This is a genomic window from Limosilactobacillus caccae (assembly GCF_900156885.1).
GTDB classification, from domain to species: Bacteria; Bacillota; Bacilli; order Lactobacillales; family Lactobacillaceae; genus Limosilactobacillus; species Limosilactobacillus caccae.
This window is the reverse complement of the sequence record NZ_FTOY01000011.1, coordinates 589,427-604,444: the sequence shown is the minus strand read 5'-3', so window position 1 is coordinate 604,444 and position 15,018 is coordinate 589,427. Positions and strand designations below refer to the sequence as shown.

Genomic DNA, 15,018 nt, shown 5'->3' with positions numbered 1-15,018 from the left:
AGGAGGAACTAATGGACTATTTTAACTTGCCAGATGAAGATCAATATATAGAGTATAAGAAAAACAGTAGTAGCCTTTCTAAAGAAATGTGGGAAACAGTATCATCCTTTGTAAATCTTTATAATTTCTTTAAGTGCTCTTGCTTAACTGTAGATAGAATTTTGAATTTAAATAGCTGTGGATGTGTGGAGGCTTTAACCTATGACTGAAAATATAATCAAATCATCGGAGCGGGTTAAAGATCATGGCGAAGTATTTACCCCAAAACGAATCGTGAAGTTAATGCTGGATCAACCTGAGATTCAGGCCAAAATTAATGATTTAACGGCAACTTTTTTTGAGCCATCAGCAGGAGAAGGTGCTTTCCTAGTTGAATTATTAAAGAGAAAGCTCAAAGTTGCGGCCGATAAAAGTAGCTCTGCAAAGGTCTTTAATACTAAAAGCCTAATTGCCTTGTCAACTTTATATGGAGTTGAATTACTTGAAGATAATGTTGAAATGTTAGTAATGAATATGATTACTACATTTAATCTTGAATATAGTAAGATCATTAGTGAGAAATTTGCTGGTAAAGTCAACCAACATGTCCTTGATAGTGCAAAAGTGATTATTCAAGCCAATATGGTTCAAGGAAATACTTTGGAAAAGACAACTTCTGATGGCTCACCAATCATTTTTAGTGAATGGAAACCAGAATCTGGTAATAAAGTGCAAAGGGCAGAATATACTTTTGAATCCATTATTAACCAAAGTGGACCAACAGGGACTGTTCAAGGTGCTACGGAAGAAGTCGATTTATTCGCCGATACGGGATTCTTTGAAGACGCCAAAAAAGAAGAACCGAAAATGAAGCAGTATGCTCTTTGTAGTTGGACCAGTATTTATAAGCAAAAGATTGAATAGATCTTAGAAATCCATATTTGTATTTGATTTCAACGACTATGAACGCTTCCTAGAAGAAAGACGGCATTTGATGGCGGAAAAAATTCATCAGTACTACAATAAACTTTAATAAACAAATAGCATCTTGGACAAATCTGAGATGCTATTTTTAACAGGAGTAGATTATGAACACAAACAAGCAAATCAAAGGCTGCTTATTCGGTGGTGCCTGTGGGGATGCCCTCGGCTACCCGGTTGAGTTTGCAAATTTGGCTGAAATTACTGCGACATATGGGGACGGTGGAATAACATTTGCGAATTTTTGCGGGCGACCGCTTATTTCTGATGATACGCAAATGACGCTTTTTACCGCTGATGGCTTGCTGATGCCAGGCGATCGGGTTACCAACGTTTGGCGATGTTACCAGGACTGGTTAGATACGCAGTTCAAGCATGACATCACGGAGATGAGCCATGAGCCGATTAGCAGGCTGGTAAATTATTCGGAATTATTTGCCAGCCGTGAGCCGGGGCGTACCTGCTTGCACACAATCGCTTTTGGCAAATATGGAACACAAGACCAGCCCATCAACCACAGTAAGGGTTGCGGCGGGGTAATGCGGATTGCGCCTGTCGGACTTCTTACGACCATCAGCGCCCGTGAAACAGTTGACTTAGCTTGTGCCATTGCAAACTTGACTCACGGTCACCCACTTAGTTCACTTGCATCAGGATTGATGGCGGCATTGATTAGGCTTGCATTACAAGGGCAACCGATAGCCGTCGCCATTCAGCAAGCGATGCAGCTGGTCGAAGAAAAGTTTGCTTCATATGCGGAGTTAGCAAGCTTTCGCCAACTCATCGCGCTGAGCATCAGTCTCGCTGGCCAGCCTGGTTCGGACCAAGCCAACCTTGCCCAACTTGGCAGCGGCTGGGTCGCGGAGGAGACGCTGGCGATCGCCTTGTACTGTGCGTTAAAGTATTACGATGATCCACGGCGGGCGGTTGAAGTGGCTGTTAATCATGATGGCGATTCTGATTCGACCGGCGCATTGACGGGCCAAATCTGCGGTGCGTTTGCTGGGGATGACTGGCTACCGACGACATTCGTGCAGCAGCTAGACGCCAAAGAAGTTTTGGCCGCGATTACTGATAGTCTAAGCAAAGCTGCTGGTGACTAGCAATTGTAAAAGGAACATTATTAATAGGTGGGTCAGCTTCGTATACTTTGCCGTTTCTCATGAGATGGTAAGGTGGGCGTCCACCAGAGCAAGGAGTATAATAAGGGTAATCTTATAAATTGGGGGATTTAGTAATGAAAAAGATCGGTTTAGTTTGTATGGGAGTATTGGCGTGCGTTACGCTGACGGCATGTAATAATTCACGCCATGATTCAATAAAGAATTCTACAAGTAGTGAAGTGGTTAGTTCTAGTAGTGTTTCCCAAGCTAAAACGGAATCTAATGAAAGTACATCATCTAGTAAGTCAACTGCTGATGAGACATTAGACAACCTAAAGCCTGAGCAAGTTGCTAGTGCAGTTCTCGTTGCTGGTACTGATCATTCAGCATGGGAAAATTTAAAGGAGAGCTGCTTAAATGGAGATGGTGACCTTAAAGTTTCACTTGAAAATGGGGTTGGTGTTACACAGCCTGGCACTGGTATGTATTATTTGCTTTCGCTTGATGGTGAAAGAGCTGGGATGATTAATGGGTATACGATAAGTCAGGATGGTAAGACTATTTATTTATACAGTGAAGGTGAACCGGGATCAGCTGAAAGAACAGTTGCACCATTTAAGACCTTGTCCGCTGACAAAATCATTCAGATAGCACAGAATAATAGTGACGCTAAGCAAATTGCCTCAAATGTTTATATTGAAGGATAATTAGTAACTAAAAAGCGAGGTTAAACGATCCCATAGATCAATTAACCTCGCTTTTTCTATCCAAACGTCCGCCCGTTAAACCAGGCAAACATATCATCGACCTTTGCATGGTTGACCTCGGCAGTGTTACTCAACATCTGGTAGGTTACCTCAGGGGTTGGTGTAAGCCGATTGGTCAAATCAAAGCCGTTCTTTTGGTAAAACTTCAGCCGCCGCTGTCGCTGGTGATTATTGGCAGCACTTGGGTCAAGCTGCTCAATATCTAAGACCAGTGTATCTTCAGCATAGGTGTCATTAAGCTGCTGGAGAATTCGACTACCATAACCTCGTGACCGGATCTGGTCATTGACGGCGAGGTACAGAAGGTAGTGGATGCCCTGATGGTGGACAATGTAGGTAAAACCAATGAATTGCTGTCCATCATAGTAGGCGGTAAAATCAGCGCGGGTAAAGAGGCGCTTAAACATTAAGCGTAGCCAGGCCTCTTGTTCATAACCCGGGAATGACCGGTAGTAAAGTTGCTTAATAAAGCGGTATTCCGGTAAGAACGGGGTGACTGGTTGCGTTGTTAGTGTCAAATTATCCCTCCTAGTTGAAGCCATTCTATCAAGATTATTTGCCTTTTGCTAGTTTTCTACACGGACTTAGACGATTCTTAATTCTCGGAAAAATTTATATTGTCGTTTCGAACAAATGTTTGATATAATGAAAGGGATAATAGGAAGAGTTTAATAGGTCTATCGCCAATGTTAATCATCAAACGGACGAGCTGAGGTAAGTTCCAATAAGAAGACAACAATACTTTAGGGAGTAATAATCATGTTAGATATTTTGGATTATACAAAGCAGGAACTAATATCCGATGCTGATTTTTGGAATTTTACGGGGCAGCACATTACTACGCCCACCGCGTTTAAAGGGGTGTCGTTTGTTTCGTCAATTAAGTTTATTGAAGAAAACCTTTTGCCGCGGTATCAACAGGTCACCCTCGTCCTTGGCCTGAGCGATAACGGGGCAGAATCAATTGGCAAACGGTTGAGTCAGCTGACAAGTCGCAATGAATTTGTGAAATATGGCTACCGTCACCAAGATAGTGCGTTCACCCAGCGCATCCTGGATGGCAGTTTAAAACTATTCTTCACGAAAAAAGAGTTAATCCATACCAAGACCTACATAATGACCAATGATACCGACTACCTTGCCTTCTCTGGATCAATGAACCTGACAGAGGCGGCTTTACACCGTAACGTTGAGCAGCTGGACTGTGACTATGGCAAGCAGACAGATAAACTGTACCAGTGCCACCAGCAACTATTTCAAGATAACCTTGACCATGCGGCTACTTTCCTCGACGCCAAAAAGATGGCGGGCTTTTTAAAAGCGAAAAATGAACAGCAGCTAGAGATAAACGTCTACACAGATATGGCGGAGATGGTGAAGAATAAGGATGAAAATAGTAAGGATGTTGTTGTCTTAGAGCCTACCGAGATTAAAAAGTTCAGGGAAGACTACCGCGCTGACGAAGAGATGGAGAAGCTATCAGCGCAGGAGAAGTTGAGTGTTGCCCAGACAGTTAAACTGTTTGGGGATGCTGGCTATAAAAAACGCAACCTGGAGAACATCGGAAAAGAACTCTATAGTCTTACGCAAGTAGTGAAACGTGAATCACGAAAAAATGCGGTCGAGGGTAAGATTAATAAGGAAGAAGATCTTTACCCGAAACCAGTTTTGCTTTACAACAATGGTCAATTGTTTGAGTCACCCCGTGTGGGCGACAATGTAAAGTCGGAAGTGGTGAAGTCTGATTTAGCGGGGGAGGACTTACATGAACAGCTCCTGTTATTTAATGATATTGCCCATGAATATGATAACTATAAAGAAGTCGGTGAGGGTTGGCAGGCCTGCGATTTCATGTGCTTCCTTTTTGAAGCACCCTGGTTATGGCGGATTCGGAATATGTATGAGCATTCGGAGAGCAGCAAATCCCGCGAAGATGTTCCACTGGGTGTTGCTTTGATCGGTCAGGGACGGACTGGGAAGTCAACTCTGGGGAAGCGCTTTGCGGCTAAACTTACCGGGAGCGGCAACTTCCTTGATGGTGGGGTATTTGATCCGAAAAACTATGCCCTCGGTAAGTCAAATATCAATCTGACCATCACCAATGTTCTCAGTGACTATATGTACAGTAACGGTCCCGTCAGCCCGATGATGATTGACGATATAAGCCCTGACTTAACGACCCGGCCATACTTTGATCGCTTTATTAAGGAAATTACTAATAACCGTAAACTTACCCGGGCGACCCCGTCATTTATCTTCACAATGAACCGCCGTGAGGGAGACAGCAAGTCACAGTTTTCCCTTAAACCAGAAATTATGCGGCGCCTGTGGTACCTTAGTTTCGAATCTGCCTTTTCCGGTAAGGACGATGAACGAGAGGCAAAGTTAAACAGCCTCTTGAGCCGGGCCAATGACAAGTTATACCGCTACTGCCAGGTTGAACTAGCAAAATTCTTTAGTGATGTGTCTGCCGATACCGAAGAAAAGATTGAAAAAGACTTCTTATACCCGATTAAATACGTCCTAAAGCAGGCGATGGATGAATTCGAAATGTTTGACCAGGTGGCGGACTACTTTAAGGATAACTATGACTATTCTCTCTTTGTCGGCCGTAACGATTGGACAATGTTGATTAACCAGGCAGAAGTCGGTAGTGATATTACTTTTATCAAACAGGATGGACGCTTAAAGGCCCAGATTAATAAGCAGCTCTTTAATAAGGTCTCGGATAACACCTCCCGGAATAGTGGGTCGATGATGATGGACCGTTATTTTCAGTACTTACCACGAAAGTACCATATCAGTTATCAATATACGTCGACGGGATTTATCGTTGACGTCGCGCACTTTGACGAGTGGCTAAATAGCGACACCCTCCAGCAGCGCTATAATACGAGTAAACTGGCACAGGATGCCCGAAAAATTGATAATAATGTCCAACTAACGGAAGCCATTACGAAATTAACCAAGATGGAAGAAAAACGAAACCACCGGCACCGTATCTTTGGCTGGTTTAAAAAAGATGATAAGTAGGCCGCTGTATTTAAGTGGGACAACCTGCGAATGAAGACTAGCGGGTTGATGTGTTAAAATGAAGAAAAGCAATAGCAGAGGAATGAGTTATGAAACAGCCGCGCAAGCTTAACCCATTTGAAAAAATTGTCGTATGGGTCATCATTATTGTCTTAATTGTTTGGCCAATTTACTTTTACGTTAAGGTAAAATGGGGCTAAGTAGGGTATAATTGATATTAGCTTATAAGATAAGGGAGCGATTATTATGAAGAAGTGTCCAGTATGTTGCAACTTATCAAAGAACCAAAAGTTAGTTCTGATCGCATTAGTAGCCGGTGCAATGATTTGGCCATTGTTATTAATGTGCAAGTTAATGAAGAAGACTAACTAAATAAGAGTTGTTGGAGTTAGGTGCCCTGCAATTGTTAGCCGGAAGCTAGTGATTGTGGGGCATTTTTCACCGCCAAGCGGTAATTAAAAAGCGGAGATTGCTGATAAGGTAAAAATTTCACATAGATTTACCCAACCCGCTATAAAATCAGCCCTCAAATTGATATACTTAACGTATACATGTTACGAGGGAAAGGATACGATAACAATGGTTATGATAGATTTACACTGTCACCTCCTCCCAGGGATTGATGATGGTTCAAAAAACATGGACGTTTCATTGCGGTTAGCAAAAGAGGCGACGGAAAACGGGGTAACGCATGCGCTCTTGACACCGCACCACATGAACGGCCACTATGTCAACCACAAGAAAGACGTCATCCGGCGCACGAAGGAATTTCAAGAGGAACTCAATAGCCACAACATTCCGCTGACGGTTTTTCCTGGTCAGGAAGTACGGATTAATGGGCAATTGATTGACGCCTTAGACAATGATGATATTTTATTTGCGGATGAGACTGGTAAGTACATGATGATGGAATTTCCAGATAATGATGTTCCGCATTACACCAACCAGATGATCTTTGAGCTTCAGCAACGGGGGATTACGCCGGTGGTCGTTCACCCAGAGAGAAACACCAAGATTATGGCCGAACCGGACTTACTTTACCAGATGCTTGAAAAGGGATGCCTTTCACAGATTACGGCTAGTTCGTATGTCGGCACCTTTGGTAAGAAGGTAGAAAAGTTTAGTAAAAACTTGATTGCCGCGGGGCAGGGCTATGTCTTTGCTTCCGACGCGCATGACCTGCCAGGACGGAAATACGAGATGCGGCAAGCATTTAAGAAACTTTCCCGCGAATTTGGCAAGGACGTTGCCCAAGAATACGGGGATAACGCCCGGGCGATTATCAACGGGGATGAGGTTGCCCGTCACCAGATTACGGAAATCAAGCAACGGAAAAAATTATTCGGGTTATTTTAAAATTGATGCTCTCTGCTAGGCTAGCGGGGAGCATTTTTCAATCCAAAAAAGTGCAGAATAAGTATTTTTACGTATATATTAAGTAAGGACAATTTCTAGAACGGAGGATTTTAATGCGCTTCTTACACACTGCCGATTGGCATATCGGTAAAACACTCAACGGCTTTAGTCTGCTTGACGATCAACTAGTGACCTTCAAGCAGATTGAAAAAATCGCAATCGCTGAAAAAGTTGACGCCGTCGTAATCGCTGGTGACTTATATGACCGCAGTATCCCCAACGAAGCAGCGGTCAAGGCCCTAAACCAGATGTTGCAACAATTAAACTTGCAAGATCAATTCCCCATCTTAGCAATTAGTGGGAACCATGATTCTGCTGCCCGGCTAAGCACTGGCGCAGACTGGTTTAGCTTTCAAGATTTTTATTTAACTACCACCCTCGCGGGAGCCTTTGAACCAGTGACGATCAAGGATACCCAGTTCTTCCTCCTGCCGTTTTTTGGTATTCAAGAGGTTCGCAACTATTTTGGTGATGACACGATCAAAAATGTTAATGACGCGATGCGGCGGATTGTTGCCGCGATGGTTGAGCGCTTTGCAGCGGATAAACAGCACGTCTTAGTTGCCCACTTTTTTGCTGCTGGTAGCAAACGGACCGCAGACTCGGAAACCCTCATTGAAGTAGGGGGCCTAAGTGCGGTGACAACTGATACGCTAGCGCCATTTGACTATGTTGCACTTGGTCACCTGCATAATCGCAATGCCTTGCAAGAGGAACGGATCAAGTACAGTGGCTCACCGCTAAAGTTTTCTGTTTCCGAAGCAAAACAGGAGAAGGGAGTCTGGCTAGTTGATACAGCACCGTTTACGGTTAAGTGGATTCCACTTAGCCCGGTTCACGATATTCACTTACTGAAGGGGAGCTTTGCAGAACTAGTTGCAACGGCCAACGACCATCCCCGTGACGACTTTTATGACATTGAACTAACGGACCATCAGCGGATCCCAGACGTCTTAAATAAACTACGGGAGCATTATTCGCGAATCGTGAGCCTTCACCGCACCCACCAGGCACAGGCAATTACAACCAGGGCCAACCAGCAACGCGCCAAAGAATCGCCGATGGACTTGCTAGCTGATTTTTACCAGCAAACGATGGGAATTTCATTATCTGCCGACCAGCGGCGGTGGGCAGAAGATACGCTAACGACAGTTGAGAAGGAGGATTAGGATGCGACCGGTAAAACTCGAACTACAATATTTTGGCCCGTATGAGCATGAAGTGATTGACTTCACCCAGTTCCGTGACCAGTCATTGTTCCTTGTCGCCGGTAATACTGGGGCGGGGAAGACGACTATTTTTGACGCAATGTGCTATGCCTTGTTTGGTGAAACCAGTATTGATGAACGGTCAGCTGCTGCCTTGCGTTCTGACTTCGCCCCCGCGGACAAGGAGACCAAGGTGGCCTTTATCTTTAGTCATCAGGGAACGCAATACCAAATTATGCGGCGGCCAAAGCAGACACTGCAAGGGCGCGGCGGTAAAATGGTTGACCATAACCAGGCGGTGAGTTTAATTTACCCGCTTGAAAGTGAACGGCCACATGAAATTACCAAGCTAAGGGATGCCGACAGTTTCATCACAGCCTTGCTAAATCTGACCAGGGACCAGTTTAAGCAAATTGTCCTCCTGCCCCAGGGGAAGTTTCGCCAGTTTCTTGATTCCGATAGTAATAAAAAGCAGGAACTCCTTAAAGACCTCTTTAACACCCGCCTGTATGACCGGTGGACCAATGAGCTAAAGACACGATTGAGCGTACAGAAAAAAGATCTTGCTGCCCAGGAAACGAAGCTCCAGTCGTTTAAGGAAAACATCAGTGAAATTGACCCCCAGCTACCAGCAGCAGACTGGCTAGCCGCAGTTGACCAGTTATTGGCAAAGACGAAGAACCAGCTCAATGAACTAACGGCAAGTGCTGACCACCAACAAACCGTAGTTACCACCCTTACAAACCAACTTCACGCTGAACAAGACTTGCAAAGCCACCTGACGGAATTAGCCGCGACTAAAAAAGTGGCAGCAGCATTAGCGAGCCGCCGGGAAGAGATGACAGCAGTCGAACAGGAACTAGCTGACCTCCAATGGTTCCGCAGCCACCAGACAGACTACCAGCGCTGGCAAGACGGGGAACGGCAGTTAACTAGTTTAGCCCAGGAGATTACCGAGCTGACGACTAAGCAGGAAAAGTTAACTGGCCAACTAGCGACGGTAAGCACCAGGGTTGAAGAACTGACTCAGAAACAGCCAGCAATTGCGACGCTTAAGGAAAAAGCCACGTCGCTTAAGGAAAAGCTCCCTCTCTTTACAACGGTTACAAGCTTAAAGCGATCAGTTAGCAAATTGAACAAGAAATCAACAGCAATTACTGCTGACCAACAGGAGAAACAAGAACAGCTAGATCAGCTTACTGCGCAACTAGCTGACTTAGCAACGAAGATCAAAAGTAGTGGGGATCTTACTGATGAAAAGCTTAAGTTGAACAAGCAGGAGCTAGCTCAACAGCAGCTTGAGGAAAAGGCCGCGGATTATCACAAGCTCACCAGTGAGTTAGCAGCAGAGAAGGCAACCGTTGACAAATTGCAGGAGACCGTCCGCCAGCAGCAGGCAGCCGTTGACGAACAACAAGAAAAGACTACGGACTTAAATGATGCCTATGCCCGCCACCAGATTGCTGTTCTCGCGGCAAAACTAAAGCCGGGTAGCCCGTGCCCCGTTTGTGGTGCTCTCGACCACCCGCAACCAGCACAAGCTGAAGAAGAAGGCGAGTTAGTGACTGATGCCCAGCTAAAAGCAGCAACGGCGGCTCTCCAAAGGTGTCAGGAGAAATTCAACCGGAGTCAAGAGCAGTTGCTACAGGCACAGAAACAGGTCGCAAAGCAAGCAGAACAGGTGCAATCCTTAGGGCAAGTGATTGCCGGCCTGCTGTCTCTTGACCAGTTACCGGTTGATTGGCAAAAACAGGTCAAAGCACAAGCCGACCAGCTGCAGCAAGCGCAGGCCGACCTAGCAAAGCGGGAGAAGCAACTGACTGCTTGGCAGCACCAACATGACGAGCAGCGAGCGCAGCTAACTACCTGCCAAGATGAGCTAGCAACGATAGGGGAGCACGAGCAAGCACTTAGGCAAGAGCTAGTAAAACAACAAGCAATTCTTGAAGAAAAGCAAGCCAGTTTACCCCATGACCTCACTGACGAGGCGGCCGCCAAAAAGAGGCTTGCGACTTATGATCAACAGGTGGCAATATTTGAAAAAGACTATGAAGTTGCCCGGCAAGAGCGACAAAACATCACCCAGGCAATGGCGGTTGCCAAGAGTCAGCTGACAAAAGACCAGGCAGACCAGCAGGAGTTGACTAACCAACAGGACCAACGGCAGGCGGCACTTAAAGACGCCCTTAACGATTATCGTCCAACACTAACCTGGACTTTCTGGGCGCAGGCTAGCGAAAAATTACCAAGGTTTGCTGAATTGCAGAAGGTGTTCGCGGACTACCAGACCAGCATGCATGATAATCAACAGCAACAACAACGGCTGACTACGTTAATTAAGGGTCGGCAGGAACCAGATATTCCGGCAACGCAGGCTAAGTTAGCAGCAGCTAACGAAAAACTGACTGCTAGTCAGCAAAAGATTGGCCAGCTAAATGCCGCCTATAAAGACGTTACAAGTAGTCATCAACGGGTAGCCAAGCTATTAGAAAAAACAGGTTTACTGAACCAACAACTCAACGAATTGCAGACGCTGACAGATGTTGTTTCTGGTAATACAGAAAATAGTCTCGGCCTGGAGCGCTATGTTCTCCAGTCCTACTTCCAGGATGTACTGGTCGCTGCCAATGTCCAGCTGGCCCACCTAACAAATGGCCGCTACCAGTTTGAACTATCGCAAGAGCGTCACGGGGCTGGTAGGAAGTGGAGCGGCCTAGAAGTGAACGTATACGATGATAATGCTGGCCGTACGCGGAGTGCCCGGACGCTTTCGGGTGGGGAGAGCTTTATGGCGTCCCTGGCCTTAGCGCTTGCTCTTTGCCAGATTATTCAGGAGCAAAGTGGGGGCGTTAGCATTGACGCCCTCTTCATTGATGAAGGCTTTGGCTCACTTGACCAGCAGGCCTTGGCAGATGCGCTCCGTGCTTTGCAGGAATTAGAAGGGCACCGGATGATCGGCATTATCAGTCACGTGACCGAGTTAGAAGAACAAGTGCCCGACCAATTACTGGTTGAATCACATAATGGGCGTAGCCACGTTTCCTACCGCCACGAACTATAAATTTTAAAATAAAAAAGTGCATTTTCCGTTTTTTTACGTATATATATTAATAGGGGGCATGACTATTCTGGTTCGTTGTCGATAAAATACCTAGTAAACTCCTATTCTCCATAAATTGATAATGGACAACCTCACTTAAAAAATAACTCTCTTTCGTTTAACAAAATTATATTTTTGAATAGAATGTCCCCTGTTAAATCCCGAATAATATATAGCGATTACGGGAAGTAAGCCCCTGGTGGCTAGTTGAAAAGAGCATGCAAGCCTTTTCTTGCTAGTAACCAGGGGCTTTTTGGATATTATGTTTTTTGTTCGCGCTTGGCGGCGTACAATAGAGAAAACAAAAAGGAGTGTTGATTGCAATGACTAAAGCACTATTGATTATTGATTATACAAATGATTTTGTCGCTGATGATGGGGCACTGACTTGTGGTAAGCCTGCCCAAGCCCTTGATGGTTACCTGGCGAGCTTAGCAGATAAATTTTACCTAAATGGAGACTTCGTGATTTTTCCGACTGATGCCCACCGTTTACACGACCCGTTTCATCCAGAAGCAAAGCTCTTTCCACCCCATAACATCATTGGGACACCGGGTCGCGATCTCTATGGGCAGGTAGGCAAGTGGTATGGTGAGCACCAAAATAGTGGACTTGTTTACCAGTTTGCTAAGAACCGCTATTCCTCTTTTCAAAATACAAACCTTGATAACTTCTTACGTGAGCGAAATATCAAGGAACTATGGATTGCTGGCGTTTGCACGGATATCTGCGTCCTGCATACGGCGATTGCAGCCTATAATCTTGATTATGAAATTACGATTCCACGGGCTGGGGTAGCAACATTCACGGCGCACGGTGATGAATGGGCATTTGACCACTTTAAAAATAGTTTAGGAGCAACAATTATCGACTGACCTAAACCTTTTTACCATTCTTTTACTATGATTTTAGTAATATTTTTTTCATAAAACTTGTAATAAAACGGATAATTTTCAAATTTTTATATATTTGGTAACGCTACCATGATAAAATTAAAAGCGAATTTGCAAGTCGCTGTTAATTCATTGTTATTTATATTAAGGAGTAGTTTTATGAAGAATAATAGTTCAAAGTATTGCTTATTATTAGGAACTGCTTTGCTTGGCTTGTCCTTGCAGGCAACTAACGCACACGCCGATGATGCTGCTGACAATCAGCAACCGGCAGCCAAGACTTCAAACGTGACGCCGATGGTCCAGACCAACGCTGATGATGCAAGTACACCACAAGCAACGACTGACTGGGCAAACCCTGCGGATTACAAGGGGACCGTGCCTGTTCAAATTTTAGGAATCAATGACTTTCACGGGGGACTGGAAACGACTGGCTCAGCCACGATTGGTAATAACAAGTATTCTAATGTCGGGACGGCTGCGCGCTTAGCTGCCCACCTGAACGCGGCAGAACAGAGCTTTAAAGCGGCCAACCCAACCGGAACAACGATCCGGGTGGAAGCTGGGGATATGGTTGGGGCATCCCCAGCCAACTCGGCCTTGTTACAAGATGAATCAACGATGCACGCCTTAAAAGCAATGGGCTTTGAAGTGGGGACGCTGGGGAACCACGAATTTGATGAAGGGTTACCGGAATACCTGCGGATTGTTAACGGGGAAGCGCCGACTAAGCAGTATAACGACGCTGAAATGGCCTACCCACACATTCCTAGTGGGATCAACATTATCACAGCCAACGTGGTTAATAAGTCTGATGGGCAGATTCCATTTGGGTTACAGCCATACCTGATTAAAGAAATTCATACCAGTGATAATAAGGTTGTAAAAGTTGGGTTTATCGGGATTGAGACGACTTCTCTTCCGATCTTGACTCTTTATGATAATTACAAGGACTATGACATTCTCGACGAAGCAGAGACGATTGCTAAGTATGACCAGATCCTCCGCAAGAAGGGGGTCAACGCCATCGTTGTCCTTGCCCACACGGGAGCTTCCACAAATAAGGATGGTGAGACCGCTGGTGATGCTGTTGATATCCTTAAGAAGTTATACCAAATTGACCCTGACAACTCTGTTGACCTGTACATTGCTGCACACTCCCACCAGTATGCCAACGCGACAGTGGGGAGTGTAAAGCTGGTTCAAGCGGTATACACGGGGAAGGCTTACGATGACGTGATCGGCTACATCGATCCATCAACGAATGACTTCGCAAAGGGAAGCCTTGTTTCTCACGTCTTCCCAGTTCTTTCTGCAGAAGATGCGCCGGAGATCAAGGATGACCCTGAAGTTGCTGCAATTGTCAAGGATGCCAATGAACGGGTTAACCCAATTATCAACCAGAAGATTGGGGAAGCCGCAACAGCTGAAGATATTCTCGGTCGTTTGCATAATTCACCGACGCGGGAAAACCAGGCTGGTGAATTAGTTGTCGATGGGCAACTTTTCGAAGCAAAAAAGAAGGGCTTTGCCGCTGACTTTGCAATGACCAATAATGGTGGTGTTCGGGCTGACCTCCACGTTAACGATGACAAGTCAATTTCCTGGGGAAGTGCCCAGGCCGTTCAACCATTTGGTAACATTTTACGGGTTGTTGAGATGACGGGTGCCCAAATTGTTGAGGCACTTAACCAGCAATATGACGAAGGACAAAAATACTACCTACAGGTTGCGGGCCTTCGTTATACTTATACTGACCAGGATAATGAAGAGCAACCATTTAAGGTTGTTCAGGTTTATGACGCGGATAACAACCCGCTTGACATGAACAAAACTTATAATGTGGTGATCAATGACTTCCTTGCTGGCGGTGGGGATGGTTTCTCCGCCTTTAAGGATACAAAACTTGTCGGCATCGTTGGTCAAGATACGGATGCATTTATTAATTACATTACGGACATGACCGCAGCTGGTCACCCAATCACGGCACCAACGATGGACCGGAAGATCTACAAGACAGCGGAAGAACTTGCCCAAGCTAATGGTCAAGAAAATCCAGCGCCAGACCAAGCTACTGGGGCAGACGACAGTAATACTACTGAGACTGAAGTGACTGAAGCTGAACAACCAGCTGCTGGTGCTAATACAGGAACGACGGTAATCCTCCCGGCAACTGGGGCAGCTGGCCAGGGTGAGAAGGTTATCCACCTTGGTAAAGTAGTAAATAACGGCACGAGTGTTAAGCAGGTAAGTACCGGCCAAGCTAACAAGGAAACAAATACTAAGCTTCCACAAACCGGTAATGATGAAAGTCTTGCCTGGTTATTACTTGGAAGTAGCTTAATGAGTGCTGCCGGCTTAACGGTAATTGACCGCAAGCGGCGCCATGGCTAATAGAGAAAACGCTCGGGAAATCCTGGGCGTTTTTTATCGGGTGTTTCGGATAAAACTAAAAGTTAGCTACGATTGGCCTTGAGATTGGGAACCTTGAATATGCTATGATTAGAATAAGTAATCTATCATTTGTGGAATGTAAAT

Annotated in this window: 12 protein-coding genes; 11 read left to right on the top strand and 1 reads right to left on the bottom strand. The window is 45.3% G+C overall.

Going from position 1 to position 15,018, the window contains the following annotated elements:
- Positions 1-11: 11 nt before the first annotated feature.
- The 4 genes from CZ502_RS08905 (at position 12) to CZ502_RS08890 (ending at position 2,770) form a co-directional block, all read left to right on the top strand.
- Positions 12-209 (top strand): hypothetical protein, encoded by a 198-nt coding sequence (locus tag CZ502_RS08905; RefSeq protein ID WP_076461708.1) that lies wholly within the window; start codon positions 12-14, stop codon positions 207-209.
- Positions 202-903 (top strand): N-6 DNA methylase, encoded by a 702-nt coding sequence (locus tag CZ502_RS08900; protein ID WP_076461706.1) that lies wholly within the window; start codon positions 202-204, stop codon positions 901-903. The genes CZ502_RS08905 and CZ502_RS08900 overlap by 8 nt, the downstream gene beginning before the upstream one ends.
- A gap of 164 nt (positions 904-1,067) precedes the next feature.
- Complete coding sequence (locus tag CZ502_RS08895) at positions 1,068-2,063, top strand: ADP-ribosylglycohydrolase family protein (RefSeq protein WP_076461704.1); 996 nt, start codon at positions 1,068-1,070, stop codon at positions 2,061-2,063.
- A gap of 134 nt (positions 2,064-2,197) precedes the next feature.
- A complete protein-coding gene (locus CZ502_RS08890) occupies positions 2,198-2,770 on the top strand; it encodes a hypothetical protein (protein ID WP_076461702.1) in 573 nt (190 codons plus the stop codon).
- A gap of 56 nt (positions 2,771-2,826) precedes the next feature.
- On the opposite strand, the gene CZ502_RS08885 is transcribed toward CZ502_RS08890, so the two are convergent.
- Complete coding sequence (locus CZ502_RS08885) at positions 2,827-3,348, bottom strand: GNAT family N-acetyltransferase (RefSeq protein ID WP_076461701.1); 522 nt, start codon at positions 3,346-3,348, stop codon at positions 2,827-2,829.
- A gap of 241 nt (positions 3,349-3,589) precedes the next feature.
- Here CZ502_RS08885 and CZ502_RS08880 point away from each other — a divergent pair, with 241 nt between their 5' ends.
- The 7 genes from CZ502_RS08880 (at position 3,590) to CZ502_RS08855 (ending at position 14,874) form a co-directional block, all read left to right on the top strand.
- Positions 3,590-5,863, top strand: coding sequence for a phospholipase D family protein (locus tag CZ502_RS08880; protein ID WP_076461699.1), 2,274 nt, complete (start codon positions 3,590-3,592; stop codon positions 5,861-5,863).
- A gap of 246 nt (positions 5,864-6,109) precedes the next feature.
- Positions 6,110-6,235 carry a hypothetical protein gene (locus CZ502_RS10955; protein WP_255372239.1) on the top strand — a complete coding sequence of 42 codons (126 nt, stop codon included), beginning with the start codon at positions 6,110-6,112 and terminating at the stop codon, positions 6,233-6,235.
- Between the two features lie 207 nt (positions 6,236-6,442).
- On the top strand, positions 6,443-7,219 hold the full coding sequence (locus CZ502_RS08875; protein WP_076461697.1) for a tyrosine-protein phosphatase: 777 nt from the start codon (positions 6,443-6,445) through the stop codon (positions 7,217-7,219).
- 113 nt (positions 7,220-7,332) lie between these two features.
- Positions 7,333-8,448 (top strand): exonuclease SbcCD subunit D, encoded by a 1,116-nt coding sequence (locus CZ502_RS08870; protein WP_076461695.1) that lies wholly within the window; start codon positions 7,333-7,335, stop codon positions 8,446-8,448.
- A 1-nt stretch (position 8,449) separates the two neighbouring features.
- A complete protein-coding gene (locus CZ502_RS08865; RefSeq protein WP_076461693.1) occupies positions 8,450-11,548 on the top strand; it encodes an AAA family ATPase in 3,099 nt (1,032 codons plus the stop codon).
- 362 nt (positions 11,549-11,910) lie between these two features.
- Positions 11,911-12,462, top strand: coding sequence for a cysteine hydrolase family protein (locus CZ502_RS08860; protein WP_076461691.1), 552 nt, complete (start codon positions 11,911-11,913; stop codon positions 12,460-12,462).
- A gap of 177 nt (positions 12,463-12,639) precedes the next feature.
- Positions 12,640-14,874, top strand: a complete 2,235-nt coding sequence (locus CZ502_RS08855; protein WP_076461689.1) for a bifunctional metallophosphatase/5'-nucleotidase — start codon at positions 12,640-12,642, stop codon at positions 14,872-14,874.
- Positions 14,875-15,018: the final 144 nt, after the last annotated feature.